Source organism: Paraburkholderia sp. Cpub6, from assembly GCF_014201065.1.
In the GTDB taxonomy this organism is placed as follows: domain Bacteria; phylum Pseudomonadota; class Gammaproteobacteria; order Burkholderiales; family Burkholderiaceae; genus Paraburkholderia; species Paraburkholderia tuberum.
Genome location: NZ_JACHDM010000001.1, coordinates 945,969 through 967,911 on the forward strand (window position 1 = coordinate 945,969; position 21,943 = coordinate 967,911).

Consider the following 21,943-nt stretch of genomic DNA (forward strand, 5'->3'; position numbering starts at 1 on the left):
ATACTGCGCCGGGGCCGCCCCACAGTGTGCCGTGCATCTGTGACCGTACCGCGTGACATGGCGCCGCTGCGTGCAGACGCGCGATAATCCGCGACATTCCACACCAACTTCCTTCCCCTTCGATGAGACCTCCGCGCCTCGACCAGCTCGACGACCTCGACCGCAACCTCGTTGCACTGCTGCAAGCCAACGCGCGCGAGAGCGTCGCGAATCTCGCGCGGCAGCTCGGCGTCGCGCGCACGACCGTGATCGCGCGCATTGCGCGGCTCGAGCGCAGCAACGTGATCGCCGGCTACAGCGTGAGGCTTGGCCAGGATGTGCTCGATTCGAGCATCGTCGCGTATGTCGGCATCATCATCGCGCCGAAGCACGGACCGGCCGTGCAGAAACGCCTCGGCAAAATGCCCGAAGTGCAGATGCTGTGCGCGGTCAGCGGCGAGTTCGACTACGTGGCATGGCTGCGCGCCGATTCGCCCGAGCGGCTCAACGATCTGCTCGATCAGATCGGCGGGCTAGAGGGCGTCGAGCGGACCACGACGTCGATCATTCTCGCGCGCAAGACCGACCGCGGCACGGTGTGAGTCGGCGCGCGGCGTAACTTCTTCGCGAGTGCTGCGAGAGTCCATCGTTGACGCCTTTTTTAGGCTGTTTCGACAAATCGTTTGACCGGTTCGTCAGAACGTCGAACCGGATAGTCATACCGCAGCATTTTGCGCGTATGAACTGTTTTTGCTTCTTCCTACACTGTCATTCAAGGGTTCGGCCCACAGGCGCCGCGCGCAACACGCGGCGCACTTCCCAAGCTCAGAGACAGCACATGGATAACAAGGAGAAGCAGATGAAAGTAGCTATCGTTGGCGCAGGTCTGATCGGTCACACCATTGCCCATATGCTGCGCGAGACGGGCGACTACGAAGTCGTCGCGTTCGACCGCGATCAGCACGCGCTCGACAAGCTCGCCGCCCAGGGCATTCCCACCCGCCGCATCGATTCCGCCGACGCCGCCGTGCTGCGCGCCGCCATCGAGGGCTTCGACGTGCTGATCAACGCGCTGCCGTACTACCTCGCGGTCAACGTCGCATCGGCCGCGAAGGGCGCGGGTGTCCATTATTTCGACCTGACCGAGGACGTACGCGCGACGCACGCGATCCGCGCGATCGCCGAAGATGCCGATCACGCATTCATGCCGCAGTGCGGTCTCGCGCCGGGTTTCATCGGCATTGCCGCGCACGAGCTCGCGAATCGCTTCACGGAAATCCGCGACGTGAAGATGCGCGTGGGCGCGCTGCCCGAGTTTCCGACCAATGCGCTGAAGTACAACCTGACGTGGAGCGTCGACGGCCTGATCAACGAGTACTGCCAGCCGTGCGAGGCCATCCGCGATGGCCGCACGCAATGGGTGCAGCCGCTCGAAGGCCTCGAGCATTTCTCGCTCGACGGCACCGAGTACGAAGCGTTCAACACGTCGGGCGGGCTGGGCACGCTGTGCGAAACGCTGGCGGGCCGCGTCGAATCGCTCGACTACAAGTCGGTGCGCTATCCGGGTCATCGCAACCTGATGCAGTTCCTGCTCGAAGACCTGCGTTTGTCGAGCGACCGCGATACGCTGAAGACCATCATGCGCCGCTCGGTGCCGTCGACCGCGCAAGATGTCGTGCTGGTGTTCATCACCGTGAGCGGCATGCGCGACGGTCAGCTGGTGCAGGAGGTGTTCACGCGCAAGATCTTCGCGAAGACCGTCTGCGGGGTGCCGATGAGCGCGATTCAGATCACGACCGCCGGCGCGATGTGCGCGGTGCTCGATCTGTTCCGCGAGCGCAAGCTGCCGCAAAAGGGCTTCGTGCGGCAGGAGCAGGTGTCGCTCGGCGATTTTCTGGCGAACCGCTTCGGCAAGTTGTACGAAGGGCAGTCGCTGGAGGCGATGGCGACCGTTTGAGGCCGGCATGGCTCGCGTCGAATGAAAATCCCCGTACGTCGCCGACGTACGGGGATTTTCCGTTTTTCAGCCCTCATCGGGCCGGCGCGGCACTCGCCAGACACAAGGGAGGGCCGTCATCCAGCCACGATTTGCGCGACGAGCGCTTCATGGTCCGCCGAACTGGGCGCGGTATTGTCGAACATCAGCAGACCCTCGCGGCTCGCGCCGCTCGGCTCGAAACGCCGCCGCCGGTAGACGTCCCAGTGCGCGAGCTTGTACGCATCGTTGGGATTCGCGCGCGCGACGATCCGCTGCCGCGCCACGTCCTCCGAGGTCCGCACCCACACGACACGCAACCTCACGTCCGGCGCGACGCCGAGCCACGCATGATCGAACAGCCGCCGCTCGCGCACCTCGCGAGACAGCGGGCCGACGACCAACGCGCTGATGCCGAGTTCGAGATTGTCGCGCGCCGTATCGATGAGGCCGCGATACTCGGGGTCGCGCAGATGCTGCAGGAAAAGAGGGCTGTCGCGATCGTTCGGATTGCCGGTCAGCATCGCCATCGCGGCCGCGCTATAGACGCCGTACAGCGTGTCCTTGTCGAGCAGGCAGAAGGGGGTGCCGCTCACTTTCATCAGCGGGCCGAGCAGTTTTTTCGCCAGCGTCGTCTTGCCCGTGCCCGCATGACCGCAAAAGAAAACCAGAGAAGTCACGCAGGCTTGTCCTCACGCGGCGCGGCGGCGTCATCGGGGCGCGGGTCGCGCGCGAACGTGCCGTTGGTCTCGAGCCACATCACGTTGATGATGCCGAAGCCGAGCGCCACACCCACGCCGAGAATCCAGGTGAAATACCACATCGCAGTCTCCTTGATCATGCGTCCGGCGTCGCGGATCGACAGGCATGCCGGCAACCGACGATGGCCAGCCGCGAGCGCGGCCGCCTGCACCGATCATGAAGAAGAACGCCGCGCCATGCAAGAGGCGCGGCGCCCGAGCTCCGTGCACCGTGGCTGGCGGAATGTCCGCGCGTTGCTATGATGCGCAACGATCATGCGTACGAGCGTACCGTGTCCGCCGAACCGGCGGACGCGGAGCGACGACCCACACCGCGTAGTCGGAAACTCGGGCCGCAATCGAGAGCACAGGGGAGAACCAGCATGCCGATGCGCCTGTCTTGCCGCTGCCGAGTCGCACGGATGGCCGGGTCCGCACGCTGCGCCGCGTTGGCCGTATGCGTCGCGCTCAGCGTGCTCACGCTGGCCGGCTGCGCGTCGACGCCGGCCGAGCCGGTACCGTTCAAACCGGTGCCTGCCGAGCGCATCGTCAGACAGGGCTATACCGCGCCGGGCCCCGGCCTCGTCGCGGTGGACGTGCGGCGCGAGCGTTCGCGCGACGTGATCGTGCGGTTCCGCGATGCGCTCGTCTATATCGACGGCGAGCGCGTGACCGACCTGATGAACGGCGAGCACGTGGTGTTCTATCTGCCGCCCGGCCCGCATCGGATCGGCGTATCGACGCAGTTCGATCCGGTCATCGAGCTGAACTTCGTCGTGACGGCCGACCCGCGCTACACGAACCGCGCCTCGGTCACGTTCAACGACGATCACCGCATCGGCCTGCAGCGGGTCGCGCAGTAGCCTGTCGTCGAGCATTAACAATTGGAAACGCGCGGCTCACGCGGCGCGTCTTAACATGGCGGCTGATTCAAGCCGGCTGGAAGCGTGCTTGTCCGTTCATGCAGACCCGTCGCCCGTCTTACGCAATGCTTACGTGAGAGGGTGGCGAGGTCTGCTTTTGTGTGCAAGGTAATCCGAACATGCTGATCAATTGCGCCGCCTATCAGGACGGCCGGAAACTCGCCGACATCGATATCGACAGCATCAGCGACTACGTCGCGCGGCCCGAGTGCTTCGTCTGGGTCGCGCTGAAAGATCCGGAGCCCGAGGAACTCGCGGCCATGAAAGACGAGTTCAATCTGCACGAACTCGCGATCGAAGACGCGCAACACGGTCATCAGCGCCCGAAAATCGAGGAGTACGGCGATTCGCTGTTCACCGTGATGCACACGGTCGAGTTGGACGAGCAGGGCGAATTCGTGATCGGCGAAGTCGACGTGTTCGTCGGCGGTAACTATGTGCTGTCGGTGCGGCGCGGCACGCGCACCGGCTTCAAGAGCGTGCGCGCGCGCTGCGAGCACGAGCCGCATCTGTTGAAGGAGGGCTCGGCGTTCGTGCTGTACGCGCTGATCGACGATGTGGTCGACCGTTATTTCCCGGTCGTGGAGGCGATCAGCACCGAGCTCGAAATGCTCGAGGACCGCATCTTCGAGAAGAACGATTCGGCCGCCTCGCGCGCGATCGTGCAGGACCTGTACACGATGAAGCGCCGGCTCGTGATCCTCCAGCACCATATCGTGCCGCTGCAGGAAGCGGTCGGCAAACTGACGGGCGGCCGCATTCCGAGTGTTTGCGCAGGCATGCAGGCGTACTTCCGCGACGTCTACGACCACCTCGACCGGATCGTCAGAACCATCGAGGGGCGCCGCGAAGTCGTCGTCACGGCGGTGCAGGTGAACCTCGGCATGATCTCGCTCGCCGAGAGCGAAATCACCAAGCGGCTCGGCTCGTTCGCCGCGCTGTTCGCGGTGCCGACCATGATCGCCGGCATCTACGGGATGAACTTCGAGCGCATTCCCGAGCTGCATTTCAAGTTCGGCTATCCGGTCGTGCTGGCGGTGATGCTGGCGATCGACTTCGTGCTGTACCGGCGTTTTCGCAAGGCCGGCTGGCTGTAGCCGGTGCACCGTTCAATTTGCTCGGGGTTTCACTTGCGGCGCGCGCGATACCAGGCCAGCATAAGCGGCCTGTGCGTCGCGCCGCACGCGACGCACAGGCGTCATCGACTGCACGAACTGAGCGAGGGAACCTTGCCACACGCTGCCCGGATCGATCGAGCGCATTGCGGCGCCGCAGATGTTGCGCGCCGGTGCGTTGCAACACCGCGAATCGTTGACATTCCGAAGAGCTTGCGCTGAGAATGGGCCTCGCAAACGTTTGCGCATCACAAAAAATACGGCTCGCCCGCGAGCCTGACAACCTTGGAGATACGCATGAGCCATCGAACCCGTCGTCGCATTCTTGCCGCCGCAGTTCTCGCCACCGCCTCCGCCGTCCTGCCTTTTTCCGCCGCCCACGCGCAGAACGCCCCGGCTCACAAGCCGAAGGTCGCGCTCGTGATGAAGTCGCTCGCCAACGAGTTCTTCCTGACCATGGAGACCGGGGCGAAAGACTATCAGAAGCAGAACCCCGGCAAGTTCGACCTGATCACCAACGGCATCAAGGACGAAACCGACACCGCCAACCAGATCCGCATCGTCGAGCAGATGATCGTGTCGAAGGTCGACGCGATCGTGCTCGCGCCGGCCGATTCGAAGGCGCTGGTGCCGGTCGTCAAGAAGGCGGTCGACGCGGGCATCATCGTCGTCAACATCGACAACCGGCTCGATCCGGACGTGCTGAAGTCGAAAGACCTGAACGTGCCGTTCGTCGGCCCCGACAATCGCAAGGGCGCGCGGCTCGTCGGTGACTACCTCGCGAAGCGCCTGAAGGCCGGCGACGAGGTCGGCATCCTCGAAGGCGTGTCGACCACCACCAACGCGCAGCAGCGTACCGCGGGCTTCAAGGACGCGATGCAGGCAGTCGGCGCGAAAGTCGTGTCGGTGCAGTCGGGCGAGTGGGAAATCGACAAGGGCAACGCGGTCGCATCGGCCATGCTCAACGAGTATCCGAACCTGAAGGCGCTGCTCGCCGGCAACGACAACATGGCGATCGGCGCGGTGTCGGCCGTGCGCGCGGCCGGCAAGCAGGGCAAGGTGCTCGTGGTCGGCTACGACAACATCAACGCGATCCATCCGATGCTGAAGGACGGCCGCGTGCTCGCCACCGCCGACCAGTTCGCGGCGAAGCAGGCCGTGTTCGGCATCGATACCGCGTTGAAGGCGTTGAGCGAAAACAAGAAGCAGTCGCAGCTGTCGGGCGTCGTCGAAACGCCGGTCGTTCTGGTGACGAAGGACACCCTGAAGTAAGCGCGCCGCGCCCGGCGTGAAGCGCGAGCCGGGCGCAGCCGGAAAAGCGCACGCGAAGCCGCAAAAATCACCACGAATTATGCGGATAGCGTGTTTTAGAGGCAAACCACCACCCAGCGATCCGCTTTTATTCAACGAACGCTCAAGAATCCCGCCGCACCGCCGTTAATCCCAGAGATAAGCGTCATGACGGCGGCTCGCGTGGTGAGAGGGAGCGCGGCCATGAGCAGCTGTGCATTCCGCGTAGTGGGGCGCCACGAAGGCGCCAGAAGCGCCATGTAACCAGGAGCGCGATGGATTCGACCGACCACGACGCCTTGCCTGTCGTACTGAGCGTCAGCGGCATCGGCAAGACCTATGCCGAACCGGTGCTCGCCGACGTATCGCTGTCGCTGCGAGCGGGCGAGGTATTGGCGTTGACCGGCGAGAACGGCGCGGGCAAGAGCACGCTGTCGAAGATCATCGGCGGGCTGGTCGAAGCGAGCGCGGGCACGATGCGGCTTGCCGACGCGCCGTACGCGCCCGCGAGCCGCACCGAGGCCGAGGCGCTCGGCGTGCGCATGGTCATGCAGGAGTTGAATCTGCTGCCTACGCTGTCGGTCGCCGAGAACCTGTTCCTGAACCGGCTGCCGCGGGCGGGCGCGTTCAGCTTCGGCTGGATCGATCGCGGCAAGCTGCGCGAGAACGCGCGCGAGGCGATGGAGCGTGTCGGGCTCGACGCGATCGATCCCGACACGCTGGTCGGCGAACTGGGCATCGGTCATCAGCAGATGGTCGAGATCGCCCGCAACCTGATCGACGACTGCCGCGTGCTGATCCTCGACGAGCCGACCGCGATGCTGACCGCGCGCGAGGTCGATCTGCTGTTCGAGCAGATCGGGCGGCTCAAGGCTCGCGGCGTCGCGCTCGTCTATATCTCGCACCGGCTCGAAGAGCTGGCGCGGGTCGCCGAACGGGTCGCGGTGCTGCGCGACGGCCGCCTCGTGCATGTCGACGCGATGGCGAACCTGACGAGCGAGCAGATCGTCACGTGGATGGTCGGCCGCGAGCTCGGCGAGCATATCGATCTCGGTGAGCGCAACATCGGCGCGCCGCTCCTGAAAGTGGAGCGGCTCGCGCGCGGCAAGGTCGTGCGCGACGTGTCGTTCGAGGTGCGCGCGGGCGAGATTTTCGGTGTGAGCGGACTGATCGGCGCGGGCCGCACCGAGCTGATGCGGCTCATCTACGGCGCCGACCGCAAGGACGGCGGCAGCGTGTCGCTCGCCGCGACACCGGGCGCGCCGCCTACGCCGGTGCAAATCGACTCGCCGGCGGACGCGGTACGCGCGGGTATCGCGCTGATCACCGAAGACCGCAAGGGCGAAGGCCTGCTGCTGCCGCAATCGATCGCGGCCAACCTGTCGCTCGGCAATCTCGGCAGCGTCGCGCGGCACGGCCTCGTCGACGCGAAGCGCGAGAACGCGCTGGCGCACAAGCAGATCGCCGCGATGCGGATTCGCAGCTCGGGGCCCGCGCAGGTTGTCGGCGAGCTGTCGGGCGGCAACCAGCAGAAGGTCGTGATCGGCCGCTGGCTCGCGCGCGACTGCCGCGTGCTGTTGTTCGACGAACCGACGCGCGGCATCGATGTCGGCGCGAAGTTCGATATTTACGGCCTGATGGGCGCGCTCGCTCGCGACGGCCGCGCGCTCGTCGTGGTGTCGAGCGATCTGCGCGAACTGATGCTGATCTGCGACCGGATCGGCGTGATGTCGGCGGGCAGCATGACAGGCGTGTTCGAGCGCGCGAGCTGGAGCCAGGATGCGCTGCTCGCGGCTGCGTTCGCCGGCTACCGCGGCCGTGACGCGCTGCTGCACACGCACGGCGTCAACGAAGCAGGGAGTCTGTGATGACCGATCAATCGTGGCGCGAGGCGGCGGGTGCCAAACAGGACGGCCAGTTGGGCGGCCAGCAGGACGGCAAGCAAGGCGGTGCGCCGGACGCGCCCGCCGTGACGCCGCCCGCCGATCCGTCGGCGCCGCTCGCGAGCGGCAAGCCGGCCGGCACGCGGCTCGGCTTTTCGAACTACCTGGGCCTCGCCGGCGCGCTGCTCGCGATGATCGTGCTGTTCTCGCTGCTGAGTTCGCACTTTCTGACCTACGACACGTTCAGCACGATCGCGAACCAGATTCCGGATCTCGTCGTGATGTCGGTCGGCATGACGTTCGTGCTGATCATCGCGGGGATCGATCTGTCGGTGGGCTCGGTGCTCGCGCTCGGGGCGTCGGTGGTCAGCGTGGTGACGCTGAAGTGGGGCTGGGGACCAGCTGCCGGCGCGCTGCTCGGGGTCGCGGTCGCGGCGCTGACCGGCACCGTGACCGGCGCGGTGACGGTGGGCTGGCGAATTCCGTCGTTCATCGTGTCGCTCGGCGTGCTCGAGGCGGCGCGCGGCATGGCGTATCAGATGACCAATTCGCGCACCGCGTATATCGGCGATGCGTTCGATTTTCTGTCGAACCCGATCGCGCTTGGCATCTCGCCGGCCTTTCTGATCGCGGTCGCGGTGATGGTGATCGCGCAGCTGGTGCTGACGCGCACGGTGTTCGGGCGCTATCTGGTCGGGATCGGCACCAACGAGGAAGCGGTGCGGCTCGCGGGCGTCAATCCGCGGCCGTACAAGGTGATCGTGTTCGCGCTGATGGGCGCGCTGTCCGGACTCGCGGCGCTGTTCCAGATCTCGCGGCTCGAGGCGGCCGATCCGAATGCGGGTGTCGGCCTGGAGCTGCAGGTGATCGCGGCGGTCGTGATTGGCGGCACGAGTCTGATGGGCGGGCGTGGTTCGGTTATCAGCACGTTCTTTGGCGTGCTGATCATTTCGGTGCTGGCGGCGGGCCTCGCGCAGATCGGCGCGAACGAGCCGACCAAGCGCATGATCACCGGCGCGGTGATCGTGATCGCGGTGGTGCTCGATACGTACCGCAGTCGCCGCAAACGCGCCTGAGGTGTGCGCCGCGGCGCAACGATGAATGACTGCATGGGACCGGAGTAAGCGCTGAAGCGCTAACTCCGTTCGACCGCGATGAAACTGCATGGGGCCGGAGTAAGCGCTAAAGCGCTAACTCCGTTCGACCGCGATGAAACTGCATGGGACCGGAGTAAGCGCTAAAGCGCTAACTCCGTTCGACAGGAGAGCAACAGGTTATGACGACGATCAAGGATGTGGCGGCGGTGGCGGGCGTGTCGTTCACGACGGTATCGCACGTCGTGAACAACTCGCGGCCGGTGTCGGCCGATGTGCGCGCGAAAGTCGAGCACGCGATCCGTCAACTGCACTATGTGCCGTCGGCGGTCGCGCGCTCGCTGAAGGCGCGCGCGACCGCGACCATCGGACTGGTGGTGCCGAACAGCACGAACCCGTATTTCGCGGAGCTCGCGCGCGGCATCGAGGACGGCTGCGCGCGCAATGGCTACTGCGTGTTCTTCTGCAACTCCGACGATGACCCCGCGAAGCAGCGCAACTATCTGCGCGTGCTGCAGGAAAAACGCATCGACGGGTTGATCGTCGCGTCGGCCGGCGACGACGCCGTGCTCGCGCAGGCGCTCGCCGACGCGCGCGAGCCGCTCGTGGTGGTGGACCGCAACATCGAGGGAGTCAGCGCGGACCTCGTGCAGATCGATCACGAGAAGGGCGCGTATCTGGCCACCCGTCATCTGCTCGAGCTCGGGCATGTGCGGATCGGTTGCATCACAGGGCCGGTGCAGACCGCGGTCAGCGCAATGCGGGTGCACGGCTTCATTCGCGCGATGGCCGAGCGTGGCATCGAGATTCCGGCCGATGCGATCGTCGAAAGCGATTTTTCGGGGACGGGCGGACATCGCGCGGCCGCGCAGCTGTTCGATACGGTCAGGCCGTCGGCGATTTTCGCGGGCAACGACATGATGGGCATCGGCGCGTTGCGCGCGGCGGCGGAGCGCAATATCAGCGTGCCGCGCGATTGCTCGATCATCGGTTTCGACGATATCGAGCTGGGCCGCTTCACGTTCCCGTCGCTGTCGACGGTCGGACAGTCGGTGCGCGCGCTTGGCGACACGGCCGCGCAGACGCTGATCGCCCGGATCGCCGAGGCGTCGTCGAACAGCACCGCGCGGGCGCCCGCGCGCCGCCGCGTGGTGTCGCCGCGGCTGATCGTGCGCGAGTCCACCGCGACATGGGCGGGCGAGGAACGGCGGGATCTGGCGGCCTGACGCGCCGGATCAAGGACGCATGAGGGGCGCTCGAAGGACGCGCGCGCAATGGCGACGCGACCCGTCGCGCAACGGAGGACACCCGAGTGGCAAGCAACCCAACGCGCGCACGCGTCACGGTGGTCGGTAGTCTGAACATGGACCTCGTGGTGCGTTCGCCACGCCTGCCCCAACCGGGCGAGACGCTGGCCGGCCGCGGCTTCGCGCAGGTCGCGGGCGGCAAGGGCGGCAACCAGGCGGTCGCGGCCGCGCGGCTCGGCGCGCAGGTGTCGATGCTCGGCTGCGTCGGTGCCGATGCGAATGGCGCGCAGCTGCGCGCGGGCCTCGAAGCGGAGCGCATCGACTGCGCCGCGCTCGAAACCGGCAGGGAGCCGAGCGGTGTGGCGCTGATCGTCGTCGACGATGCGAGCCAGAACACGATCGTGATCGTCGCGGGCAGCAACGGCGAGGTCACGCCGGCCACCATCGCGCGACACGAAGCGACGCTCGCCGCCGCCGCCGTCGTGATCTGTCAGCTCGAAACCCCGCCCGAATCGGTGCGCGCGGCGCTGGCGGCGGCGCGGCGGCTCGGTAAGACCGTGATCCTGAATCCGGCGCCCGCCACCGGCCCGTTGCCGGCCGACTGGCTGCCGCTGATCGACTACCTGATTCCGAATGAACTCGAAGCCGCCGCGCTGAGCGGTCTCCCCGTCGACTCGCCCGAGGACGCCGCACGGGCCGCCGCCGCATTGCGTGCGGCCGGCGCGCGCAACGTGCTGGTCACGCTCGGTGCGCGCGGCGTGCATGCGTCGCTCGAAGGCGCGGCCGCGACGCTGTACGACGCGCCGCGCGTCGAGGCGGTCGACACGACCGCCGCCGGCGACACCTTCATCGGCGGCTTCGCGGCGCAGCTCGCGCAGGGCGCGAGCGTCGATGCGGCGATCCGCTTCGCGCAGCGCGCCGCCGCACTATCGGTGACGCGCGCGGGCGCACAGCCATCGATTCCAACGCGCTCCGAGGTCGACGCATTGGACTGATGTCGCGGCGGCCTTGGCACCGCGCACGCTGCCTGATCGAACTGTCCTGCCACCGCTTAGGGCGACTCCGAACGGCTCGCATCTCCACCCATTCCCGCCGCCAAACCGTCAAAAATCGTGCTTTGACGAATATCGCCGCGTTTCCCTGCGCGCCGCGAACACACTCATTTCCAGTCAAGTTGCTTTCAACGTCTTACAACGTCTTTGTTCATACCTTTTAAATGCTTCAAGTCTATGAGTGCGCTGCCGTAAACGAAATTAGAGCGCTCTTTCAAAAAAGCGCCGGACCCAACACACGCCGCCCCCACGCTGCGTAGGCAGCAGCCTCTCATTGAGTACAGCACACAGGACCAAGCATGTTGAATAAAGGCATCACGATCAAGGCGCGAATTGGCCTCACGATGGCGTTCCTCGCCGCGTTGCTGGTTGCGATCGGCGTTTTCGGTCTGTTCGGCATGAGCCGTTCGAACGACGCCTTTGAGGACACGTTCACCAACGCGATGCCGAGCGCGGTGAACATCGGCAACGCGGAAATCTACGCGGCGCGCGAACGACTCGCGCTCGACCGCGCCGCGTTCCTGGTCGGCACACCGGAAGCGGCCACCACCATCGAGCGCGGGCGCATGCTCGGGGGCACGTCCGACATGTGGTGGAAAAAATATCTCGATCTGCCACGCAACGCGGACGAAGACCGGCTTGCGCAGGACGTCGCCGCGAAGCGCAACGCGCTGCATCAGCAACTCGAAACGTTCGCGGCGACGATCACGGCGAACGATCAGGGCAAGCTGGTCGAGGACGCGAAGAATCTGCAGGTCGTCTTCAACGACCTCGTCGGCGCCGACGACGCGGTGCGCAAATACCAGTTCGATTCGGCCAGGCAGGGCTACGACTCCGCGCAGAGCAGTTTCCAGACGTTCCGCGTGGTCAGCATCGGCGCGCTGGTGGTCGGCGTGCTGGCGGCGGCGCTGTCGTATCTGACGCTGAGCCGCGCGATCGCGCGTCCGCTCGACGAAGCGCTCGGCCACTTCGATGCGATTGCGGCCGGCGATCTGCGTCGTCCGGTGATCGCGACATCGCGCGACGAAATGGGGCAACTGCTCGAAGGAATCGCCAGAATGCAGCGCAGCCTCACCGAAACGGTGCGCAGCGTGCGCGGCGGAAGCGAGTCGATCGCGACCGCGACGCGCCAGATCGCGGCGGGCAACATCGACCTGTCGTCGCGAACGGAGGAGCAGGCGTCGGCGTTGCAGGAAACCGCCTCGAGCATGGAGCAACTGACCGGCACGGTGCGGCAGAATGCCGACAACGCGCGCCAGGCGAGCGCGCTCGCGGCCAACGCGTCCGAGATCGCCAACAAGGGTAGCGCGGTGGTCGGCCAGGTGGTCGGCACGATGGGCGACATCAACCAGAGCTCGGCGAAGATCGCCGACATCATCTCGATCATCGAAGGCATTGCCTTCCAGACCAACATCCTCGCGTTGAACGCAGCCGTCGAGGCGGCGCGCGCCGGCGAGGAGGGGCGCGGCTTCGCGGTCGTCGCGGGCGAAGTGCGCAGCCTCGCGCAGCGTTCGTCGGCGGCGGCCAAGGAGATCAAGGAGCTGATCGATACGTCGGTCGAGCGCGTGCAGTCGGGCTCGGCGCTCGTCGACGAGGCCGGCCGCACGATGAGCGAAATCATCGGCGCGGTGCAGCGCGTGACCGACATCATGGGCGAGATCGCGGCGGCGTCGGAGGAGCAGAGCGGCGGCATCGACCAGGTCGCGCGCGCGGTCACGCAGATGGACGAGGTCACGCAGCAGAATGCGGCGCTCGTCGAGGAAGCGGCCGCCGCCGCGTCGTCGCTCGAGGAGCAGGCGGCGCGGCTGCGCAGCGCGGTCGCGGTGTTCCAGGTCGACGACAGCGGCCGTGGCGGTCACGAAGCGGCGTCGGCGCTTGCTGCGCCGAAGCGCCCGGTGTCCACGAGCCCGGTCGCTACACGCGCACGCAAGCTCACGCCGGCTACCGCGCAGGCGGCGTTGCCGGCGAAGTCATCGATCCCGGCCGCGGCCGCTGTCGCGCCGCCGGTAGCGGCCGCGCCCACGCCCACGCGCGCACCGGCCAGGTCCGCGGCGACGGCCGGCAGCGATCAGGATTGGGAGACCTTCTGAGCTGGCTCGGATTCAGGTGTACATGGGCGGCGGCGCTGTCGTGCCTCAGGTGAGTCGAGACGCGCCGTGCGGCGCAACAGCCGTTCCCGTTCCCGTTCCCGTTCGCTAGCTTTCCGGCATCCGCGTCGCACCCGCGACGATCGCTTCGCGAAAAGCCGCGCCTGGACACCCCATGCGCGGTTTTTTTCAGCTCCGGCAAGAATTAACGTTTGCGCACCGCCGCCTTTCACCGGCGCGTGTCGCGATCCGGTACATTGACGGGCACGGCCCCGATCCGTTTGCGCGGCGCGGCTGCCCGCACCTCCAACAGGTGGTTCCCACATATTGCTACGTCCTGTGAACCCTGCCATGCGCCAGCCACAAAGAACCGACATGACGCGATACGATCTTGCGCAACGCCTCGTCGAGGCACGCCGGCAGCGCCGGCCGATCGACGCGCCCGCACCCGACAGCCTGCCGCCCGACGCGGCGACCGCCTACGCGATCCAGCAGGCGGTGATCGTGGGCCTCGGCGAGTCGACCGGCGGGTGGAAGATCGGCGCGAAGTCGCCGGGCGGCGCCGCGTCGGGCGCACCGATTCCGGCCTCGCTGGTGATGCCGTCGCCAGCGAGGCTCGCGCATGACGGCTTCTTTCGCGTGCTGGTGGAGCTCGAGATCGCGTTCCGCTTCGACGTGACGATCGAGCCGCGCGCTCAGGCGTATGCCCGCGACGAGGTACTGTCGAAGGTCGGCGCCGTGCTGCCGGCCATCGAGATCGTCGACAGCCGCTTCGCCGAATGGCCGAATGTCGCGCCGCTCGCGCAGTTGGCCGACGCGCAGAACAACGGCGCGCTGATCACCGGCCATCCGGCCGTCTATGCGAGCCTCGCGCGCGGCTTCGACTTCGTGTCGCCGGAACTGGAGCTGAGTTTCAACGGCCGCTCGCTGATACCGGAAGTGACCGGCAATCCGGCAGGCGATCCGCGCGAGCTGCTCGTGTGGTTCGTCAACCATTGCGCGGCGATGGGCATCACGATCGAGCGCAACTGGACCTTGACCACCGGTTCATACGTCGGCGCGCACAAGATCGACGAACCCGGCATCGTGCGTGGTCATATCGACGGATTGGGTGAAGTGGAAATTGAACTGACCTGATCGATGCTGCGGCGCTTGTAACCGCAAATTACAACGCTTGATTCCAAACGGCTGCCCGCGTGCAGCCGTTTTTATTTTGGCGAATTTGAAACGGTGGCAGTCTTTGAATCGTCAACCTGTTCGAATGCATTTGTTGCAACTTTGCCGCGTCCTTCCGTATACACCTATGAGAGCGCCGCGAGTTCGTCACGTGCATGCTTTTTGTGACGAAGTGTGCGTGCGCAGACAGCCGCATTTTGGTGGCGGGTCGACGGTGCGGGTACGGGATGTGCAATAGCAACGCGGTGACCTGACGCGATGCAGCGGTCCGGCGAAGTCCTGCAGGAGCACTGAATAGCGATGCGGTGCTGAAGAAAGTAGCGATACAGCGGTGCAGCAGATGATGTGACTGGTTGCTGTGTGAGTAAAAAAATTGTAGGTGGTCGAATCTCTGTTTCCAGGTGAGGATCGTAGGGTGGCGGTTACGGCGCGATTTTCGCAACGTAGTCCGTGAAAAAAAATTTAAAAGGGTTTAGGATGAATTCGAGCGATGTCGTTTCCGAATAGCGCGCCGCGCACGACATCGCCCCAGACTTCGGCGAGGAGGTAGCATGGATATCTACAGCAGTTTCGCGACCCGCTTCGAGAAAACACGGGAGGACGAACTCTCGCTCGAGGAGTATCTCGCGCTCTGCAAAGACAATCCCGCCGCGTACGCCACTGCGGGCGAACGCATGTTGACGGCAATCGGAGAACCGGAACAGATCGACACTCGCAACGATCCGCGTTTATCGCGTATCTTCGCGAACAAGGTCATCAAGGTATACCCCGCATTCCGTGAATTCTACGGAATGGAAGAGGTGATCGAGCAGGTGGTCGCCTACTTCCGGCATTCGGCCCAGGGGCTCGAAGAAAAGAAGCAGATCCTGTATCTGTTAGGACCGGTCGGCGGCGGCAAGTCGTCGATCGCGGAACGTCTGAAGCAATTGATGGAACGCGTGCCGTTCTATGCGATCAAGGGCTCGCCCGTCAACGAATCGCCGCTCGGTCTGTTCGACTACGAGGAAGACGGTCCGATCCTCGAAGAGCAATATGGCATTCCTCGTCGCTACCTGCGAGGCATTCTGAGTCCGTGGGCGGTCAAGCGCCTGCACGAGTACAACGGCGACATCCGCAAGTTCCGCGTGGTGCGCCGCTATCCGTCGATCCTTCGCCAGATCGCTATCTCGAAGACCGAACCGGGCGACGAGAACAATCAGGACATTTCGTCGCTGGTCGGCAAGGTCGACATCCGCAAGCTCGAACAGTACGCGCAGGACGATGCCGACGCGTACAGCTACTCGGGCGGCCTGTGCCTCGCGAATCAGGGCCTGCTCGAGTTCGTCGAAATGTTCAAGGCGCCGATCAAGGTGTTGCACCCGCTGCTCACGGCGACCCAGGAAGGCAACTTCAAGGGCACGGAAGGCTTCGGCGCGATTCCGTTCGACGGCATCATCCTCGCTCACTCGAACGAATCGGAATGGAAGGCATTCCGCAACAACCGTAACAACGAGGCACTGCTCGACCGGATCTTCGTCGTCAAGGTGCCGTACTGCCTGCGCTATAGTGAAGAGGTCAAAATCTACGAGAAGCTGCTGCGCAACTCGTCGCTGGCCAACGCGGTCTGCGCGCCGGGCACGCTGAAGATGATGGGGCAGTTGTCCGTGCTCACGCGTTTGCACGAGCCGGAGAATTCCAGCCTGTTCTCAAAGATGCAGGTCTACGACGGCGAGAATCTGAAGGACACGGACCCGAAGGCGAAGTCGTATCAGGAGTATCGCGACTTCGCGGGCGTCGACGAAGGCATGACCGGCGTGTCGACCCGCTTCGCGTTCAAGATTCTGTCGCGCGTGTTCAACTTCGACTCGACCGAGGTCGCGGCCAATCCGGTGCATCTGATGTACGTGCTCGAACAGCAGATCGAACGCGAGCAGTTCCCGCCGGAAACCGAGCAGAAGTATCTGTCCTTCATCAAGGACGTGCTCGCGTCGCGCTATGCGGAGTTCATCGGCAAGGAGATTCAGACCGCGTACCTGGAGTCGTACTCCGAGTACGGTCAGAACATCTTCGACCGCTATGTCACGTATGCGGACTTCTGGATCCAGGATCAGGAGTTCCGCGACCACGACACCGGCGAGAGCTTCGACCGTGCCGCGTTGAACGCCGAGCTGGAGAAGATCGAGAAGCCCGCGGGCATCAGCAATCCGAAGGACTTCCGCAACGAGATCGTGAACTTCGTGCTGCGTGCGCGGGCTGCGAATGCGGGCAAGAACCCCGCGTGGATCAGCTACGAGAAGCTGCGCGTCGTGATCGAAAAGAAGATGTTCTCGAACACGGAAGAGCTGTTGCCGGTGATCTCGTTCAACGCGAAAGGCTCGGCCGAAGAGCAGCGCAAGCATGAAGACTTCGTCAATCGCATGGTGGCGAAGGGCTATACGCCGAAGCAGGTGCGCTTGCTGTGCGACTGGTATCTGCGCGTGCGCAAGTCGTCATGATGCGCGCATGATACTCATGGTGTGCCGCCCGTACGGTTCGACCGTACGGGCAACCGGCGAGGCGCAAGCCGCATAGCATTGCACTGCGCGGCGGGCGTCTCGCGCACCCGAAATATTAGTGCGGCCGCAGGGAATCGCGGTTGCATGGATGGGAGACCGGGCGTGCTTCATCAAATCATCGACCGCAGGTTGGCAGGCAAGAACAAGAGTATTGCGAACCGTGAGCGCTTTTTGCGCCGCGTCAAAAACTATATTCGTCGTGCCGTTTCGGAGGCGGTGCGCGATCGCAGCATCAAGGACATCCAGAACACCCAGAGCATCACTATTCCGCGCAAGGACATCGCGGAGCCGTCGTTCCGTCATGGACCGGGCGGCCGGCGCGAGATGGTGCATCCCGGCAACTCGGATTACATCCGCGGCGACAAGATCCAGCGCCCGCAAGGCGGCGGTGGCGGCGGCGGAGGCAGTCAGGCCAGCAACGAGGGCGAGGGTCAGGACGACTTCGTGTTCGAACTGAGCCGCGAAGAGTTCATGCAGTATTTCTTCGACGACCTCGAACTGCCGCGTCTCGTCAAGACCCATCTGATGGCCGTGCCGACGTGGAAAAGCGTCCGCGCGGGCTGGGCCGCGGAGGGCACGCCAAACAATATCGACGTGGTGCGCTCGTTGCGCAGCGCGCTCGGCCGGCGCATCGCGCTCGGCGCGCCCCTCGTCAACCAACTGCACGAAATGGAGCGGCAGCTGGAAGAGTTGAAGGCCGATCCCGCCGATCGCCGCGACGAGATCAAGCTGCTCGAGGACGACATCCACCATCTGAAAGGACGCATCTGGCGGATCCCGTTCATCGATCCGTTCGATCTGCGCTACGTGAATCGCGTGAAGCAGCCTACGCCGTCGAGCCAGGCGGTGATGTTCTGTCTGATGGACGTGTCCGGTTCGATGGACGAGCAGCGCAAGGATCTCGCGAAGCGCTTCTTCATCCTGCTGTACCTGTTCCTGAAGCGTAACTACGAGCGCATCGAAGTCGTGTTCATCCGCCACCACACGCGCGCCGAGGAAGTCGACGAAGACACGTTTTTCCACTCGACCGAAAGCGGCGGTACCGTGGTGTCGAGCGCGCTCGAACTGATGCGCAAGGTGATGGACGAGCGCTATTCGCCGACTGAATGGAACATTTACGGCGCCCAGGCGTCCGACGGCGACAACTGGACCGACGACTCGCCGAAGTGCCGCAAAATACTCTCGGATGACATCCTGGAGAAGGTGCGGTATTTCGCGTATATTCAGGTGACGCCCGAAGAGCAGAATCTGTGGCTCGAATACGCGCAACTGGCGCTGTCGCAACCGCACATGGCGATGAAGAAGGTCGAAACCGCGGCCGATATTTATCCGGTGTTTCGCGAGCTGTTCGAGAAGCAGGCGGCGACTTCTTGATGGGATGCTGGTGGCGCACGAAGCGCCTGAACGACGAAGCGCGCGGCGATTCGTACGACAAGGGGTGACCCGCCGTATGACCGCGCCGCAGCGCAACAAAGGCGTGCCGCAGCGACAGTCGGGGCATGCCGAGGCAGGAGCGGCCAGCACGGGAGCCGCTCGCGCCGGAGCAGTCCGCGATGCTGCAGCACGGGACACACCGGAACGCCCAACTAGGGGCAAAGGGAAGTCCGTATGAACGTAGCCGATAGACGGCCTCTGCCGTGCCCGTCCGACTGGACCTTCGAATTGATCGAAGAGTACGACTCGCATATTGCCCGTGTTGCGGAGCAATACGAGCTCGACGTGTATCCGATCCAGCTCGAACTCATCAGCGCCGAACAGATGATGGATGCCTACGCGTCCGTCGGCATGCCGGTGAACTACCGTCACTGGTCGTTCGGCAAACATTTTCTTGCTACTGAAAAAAGCTATCGCCGCGGCCAGATGGGGCTCGCGTACGAAATCGTCATCAATTCGAACCCCTGCATCGCGTATCTGATGGAAGAGAACACGATGACGATGCAGGCGCTCGTCATCGCGCATGCGGCCTACGGTCACAACTCGTTCTTCAAGGGCAACTATCTGTTCCGCTTATGGACGGACGCGCACGCGATCATCGACTACCTCGTCTACGCGAAAAACTACATCGCGGAATGCGAGGAGCGCTATGGGCTCGATCGCGTCGAGGAATTGCTCGACTCGTGCCACGCGCTGATGAATTACGGCGTGGACCGCTACAAGCGGCCGCAGAAGCTGTCGCTCCAGAAGGAGTTCGCCGCGCGTCGCGAACGTGAGGCGTATCTGCAGTCGCAGGTCAACGAGTTGTGGCGCACGTTGCCCACGCGCCATACGCCGCTGCCCGAAGAGGTCGAGGGGCGCTATCCGCCCGAGCCGCAGGAAAACCTGCTGTATTTCGCGGAGAAAAACGCGCCGCTGCTCGAAGCGTGGGAGCGCGAGGTGATCCGCATCGTGCGCAAGATCGGCCAGTACTTCTATCCGCAGCGGCAGACCCAGGTGATGAACGAAGGCTGGGCGACGTTCTGGCACTACACGCTGCTCAATACGATGTACAACCAGGGCAAGCTCGAAGACGGCTTCATGATGGAGTTTCTCCATTCACACAGCAACGTCGTCTATCAGCCGCCGGTCACGAAGCCGTATTACAGCGGCATCAATCCGTATGCGCTGGGCTTTTCGATGATGAGCGATATCCGGCGCATCTGCGAGGCGCCGACCGACGAAGACCGCAAGTGGTTTCCGAATCTGGCCGGCAGTCCGTGGCTGCCCGCGATGCACTACGCGATGCGCAACTTCAAGGACGAGAGCTTCATCGCGCAGTATCTGTCGCCGCATCTGATCCGCGAAATGCGCCTGTTCTCGGTGCTCGACGACGACATGCGCGACGCGCTCGAAGTGTCGGCGATTCACGACGATAGCGGCTACCAGTACGTGCGCCAGGCGTTGTCGCGGCAGTACGACATGCATCACCGCGAGCCGAACATTCAGGTGTGGGCCGTCAATACACGCGGCGATCGCAGCCTGACGTTGCGGCATTTCATGAGCGACAACCGGCACCTGTCGTCGGATAGCGACGAGGTGCTCAAGCACATGGCGCGCTTGTGGCAGTTCGACGTGTACCTCGAGAGCGTCGACGAAAACGGTACCGTCAGAAAACGGCACGACTGCCGGTATATGCCGCCGTCCGTGAGAATATGAGCGCCGCCTGACTCCCGCCTGAGCGGTCCGTGTCGCCCGTCAAGCCCCTGCCAGTCCCGAACTGGCAGGGGCTTCGTTCTGTTGGTGCGCAGATCCGGCCGACCCAGGGCTTTCATCAGGCCACGCTGACAAAAAGCCTTCCTTTGCTTTCATTTATGTAAAATTCGCGCACCCGCGACGGCCGCTCAGGCTGGGCGCGCGACATCAAGGCGGCGCCACGACCGTCCTCTTCGTTTAAATAAGGAAAGACACCAGCATGAACGACCAAACCGAACAATACGTCGTGGCCTCGGCGCACGACACACGGCGGCGCATTTTTGCAATCGTCGGCGCTTCATCGGGCAATCTCGTCGAGTGGTTCGACTTCTATGTGTATTCGTTCACGGCGCTTTACTTCGCGCCGTCGTTCTTCCCGAGCGGCAACACGACCACGCAGTTGCTGAACACGGCCGGCGTGTTCGCCGCGGGCTTCCTGATGCGGCCGATTGGCGGCTGGTTCTTCGGGCGGCTCGCCGACAAACGTGGTCGCCGCACCGCGATGATGGTGTCGGTATTCATGATGTGCGGCGGCTCGCTGGTGATCGCGATGCTGCCCACCTACGCGCAGATCGGCGCGCTCGCGCCGGCGTTGCTGCTGCTCGCGCGGCTGTTGCAGGGGCTGTCGGTGGGCGGCGAATACGGCACCAGCGCGACCTATATGAGCGAAGTCGCGTTGAAGGGCCGGCGTGGCTTTTTCGCGTCGTTCCAGTATGTCACGCTGATCGGCGGCCAACTGTGCGCGCTGCTCGTGCTCGTGGCCCTGCAACAGACGCTGACGACCGAAGAGCTGAAGGCGTGGGGCTGGCGTGTGCCGTTCGTGATTGGCGCCATCGCCGCGTTGATCGCGCTCTATCTGCGTAAATCCCTTGATGAAACTACCACCGCGGCGATGCGCCAGCGCAAGGAAGCGGGCACGCTGCGCGGGCTGTGGGAGCACAAGACCGCGTTCATGACGGTGCTCGGCTTCACGGCCGGCGGCTCGCTGATCTTCTATACGTTCACCACCTACATGCAAAAGTACCTGGTCAACACGGCCGGCATGCACGCGAAGACCGCGAGCTCGGTGATGACCGCCGCGTTGTTCGTCTACATGCTGATGCAGCCGGCGTTCGGCGCGTTGTCGGACCGCATCGGGCGGCGCCGCTCGATGCTGTGTTTCGGCCTGTTCGCGACCCTCGGCACGGTGCCGCTGCTGCATGCGCTGAAAGACGTGACGAGCCCCTATGCGGCCTTCGCGTTGGTCGTGGTGGCGCTCGCGATCGTCAGCTTCTATACGTCGATCAGCGGCCTGATCAAGGCGGAAATGTTTCCACCGCAAGTGCGAGCGCTTGGCGTAGGGCTGTCGTATGCGGTCGCCAATGCGATCTTTGGCGGCTCGGCGGAATATGTCGCGCTGTGGCTGAAGTCCGCCGGTGTCGAGACGATGTTCTTCTGGTACGTGACGGCGCTGTGTGCACTCGCGGGTATCGTGTCGCTGCGCATGCGCGATCCGTCGTCGGAAGGGTATCTGCGGCACGAGCCGTGAACCGCTAGTCGGACACGGCGAAACGTCGTGCCCGACGTCAGCGTTCAGGCGGCGGTCCAGGGCAACCGGGCCGCCGTTTTTCATGGCATCGACGTTTGCGCGTCAATCCGCAAGCGAGGATCAGCGCGCTTCGCTCAACTGACGACGATCCG

Annotated in this window: 16 protein-coding genes and 1 pseudogene; 15 read left to right on the forward strand and 2 right to left on the reverse strand. The window is 64.4% G+C overall.

Translation table 11 applies throughout. The features are described 5' to 3' along the window. Window positions 1–122: 122 nt before the first annotated feature. Together HDG33_RS04155 and HDG33_RS04160 are read left to right on the forward strand one after the other, a co-directional pair. The gene (locus HDG33_RS04155; protein ID WP_184022711.1) at window positions 123–581 is read left to right on the forward strand and encodes an Lrp/AsnC family transcriptional regulator; all 459 of its coding nucleotides are present in this window, start codon (window positions 123–125) and stop codon (window positions 579–581) included. 257 nt (window positions 582–838) lie between these two features. Continuing rightward, window positions 839–1,936, forward strand: coding sequence for a saccharopine dehydrogenase family protein (locus HDG33_RS04160; protein WP_184022712.1), 1,098 nt, complete (start codon window positions 839–841; stop codon window positions 1,934–1,936). 116 nt (window positions 1,937–2,052) lie between these two features. On the opposite strand, the gene HDG33_RS04165 is transcribed toward HDG33_RS04160, so the two are convergent. After that, a complete protein-coding gene (locus tag HDG33_RS04165; protein WP_184022713.1) occupies window positions 2,053–2,634 on the reverse strand; it encodes an ATP-binding protein in 582 nt (193 codons plus the stop codon). After that, entirely contained in the window at window positions 2,631–2,777 is a 147-nt protein-coding gene (cydX, locus tag HDG33_RS04170; RefSeq protein WP_184022714.1) for a cytochrome bd-I oxidase subunit CydX, read from the reverse strand. The genes HDG33_RS04165 and cydX overlap by 4 nt, the downstream gene beginning before the upstream one ends. A 339-nt stretch (window positions 2,778–3,116) precedes the next feature. Here cydX and HDG33_RS04175 point away from each other — a divergent pair, with 339 nt between their 5' ends. The 13 genes and pseudogenes from HDG33_RS04175 (at window position 3,117) to HDG33_RS04235 (ending at window position 21,791) form a co-directional block, all read left to right on the forward strand. Then, complete coding sequence (locus HDG33_RS04175) at window positions 3,117–3,557, forward strand: DUF2846 domain-containing protein (RefSeq protein WP_260330303.1); 441 nt, start codon at window positions 3,117–3,119, stop codon at window positions 3,555–3,557. A gap of 179 nt (window positions 3,558–3,736) precedes the next feature. Then, window positions 3,737–4,714 carry a magnesium/cobalt transporter CorA gene (corA, locus tag HDG33_RS04180; RefSeq protein ID WP_184022716.1) on the forward strand — a complete coding sequence of 326 codons (978 nt, stop codon included), beginning with the start codon at window positions 3,737–3,739 and terminating at the stop codon, window positions 4,712–4,714. A 315-nt stretch (window positions 4,715–5,029) separates the two neighbouring features. Next, complete coding sequence (locus tag HDG33_RS04185) at window positions 5,030–6,004, forward strand: sugar ABC transporter substrate-binding protein (RefSeq protein ID WP_184022717.1); 975 nt, start codon at window positions 5,030–5,032, stop codon at window positions 6,002–6,004. A gap of 293 nt (window positions 6,005–6,297) precedes the next feature. Continuing rightward, a complete protein-coding gene (locus tag HDG33_RS04190) occupies window positions 6,298–7,890 on the forward strand; it encodes a sugar ABC transporter ATP-binding protein (RefSeq protein ID WP_184022718.1) in 1,593 nt (530 codons plus the stop codon). Further along, window positions 7,890–8,981, forward strand: a complete 1,092-nt coding sequence (locus tag HDG33_RS04195) for an ABC transporter permease (protein ID WP_184022719.1) — start codon at window positions 7,890–7,892, stop codon at window positions 8,979–8,981. The genes HDG33_RS04190 and HDG33_RS04195 overlap by 1 nt, the downstream gene beginning before the upstream one ends. A 200-nt stretch (window positions 8,982–9,181) precedes the next feature. After that, the gene (locus HDG33_RS04200; RefSeq protein ID WP_184022720.1) at window positions 9,182–10,225 is read left to right on the forward strand and encodes a LacI family DNA-binding transcriptional regulator; all 1,044 of its coding nucleotides are present in this window, start codon (window positions 9,182–9,184) and stop codon (window positions 10,223–10,225) included. 86 nt (window positions 10,226–10,311) lie between these two features. Further along, entirely contained in the window at window positions 10,312–11,241 is a 930-nt protein-coding gene (gene rbsK, locus HDG33_RS04205; protein WP_184022721.1) for a ribokinase, read from the forward strand. 356 nt (window positions 11,242–11,597) lie between these two features. Further along, window positions 11,598–13,388 (forward strand): methyl-accepting chemotaxis protein, encoded by a 1,791-nt coding sequence (locus tag HDG33_RS04210; protein ID WP_184022722.1) that lies wholly within the window; start codon window positions 11,598–11,600, stop codon window positions 13,386–13,388. Window positions 13,389–13,760: 372 nt separating this feature from the next. After that, window positions 13,761–14,522 carry a 2-keto-4-pentenoate hydratase gene (locus HDG33_RS04215; protein ID WP_184022723.1) on the forward strand — a complete coding sequence of 254 codons (762 nt, stop codon included), beginning with the start codon at window positions 13,761–13,763 and terminating at the stop codon, window positions 14,520–14,522. Window positions 14,523–15,112: 590 nt separating this feature from the next. Next, window positions 15,113–17,035: a PrkA family serine protein kinase gene (locus HDG33_RS04220; protein WP_184022724.1), complete on the forward strand. Its 1,923-nt coding sequence runs from the start codon at window positions 15,113–15,115 to the stop codon at window positions 17,033–17,035. A 162-nt stretch (window positions 17,036–17,197) separates the two neighbouring features. Next, on the forward strand, window positions 17,198–18,469 hold the full coding sequence (locus HDG33_RS04225) for a YeaH/YhbH family protein (protein ID WP_184022725.1): 1,272 nt from the start codon (window positions 17,198–17,200) through the stop codon (window positions 18,467–18,469). Between the two features lie 76 nt (window positions 18,470–18,545). After that, window positions 18,546–20,227, forward strand: a pseudogene (locus tag HDG33_RS04230) (SpoVR family protein). Window positions 20,228–20,483: 256 nt separating this feature from the next. Continuing rightward, window positions 20,484–21,791 (forward strand): MFS family transporter, encoded by a 1,308-nt coding sequence (locus tag HDG33_RS04235; RefSeq protein WP_184022727.1) that lies wholly within the window; start codon window positions 20,484–20,486, stop codon window positions 21,789–21,791. Window positions 21,792–21,943: the final 152 nt, after the last annotated feature.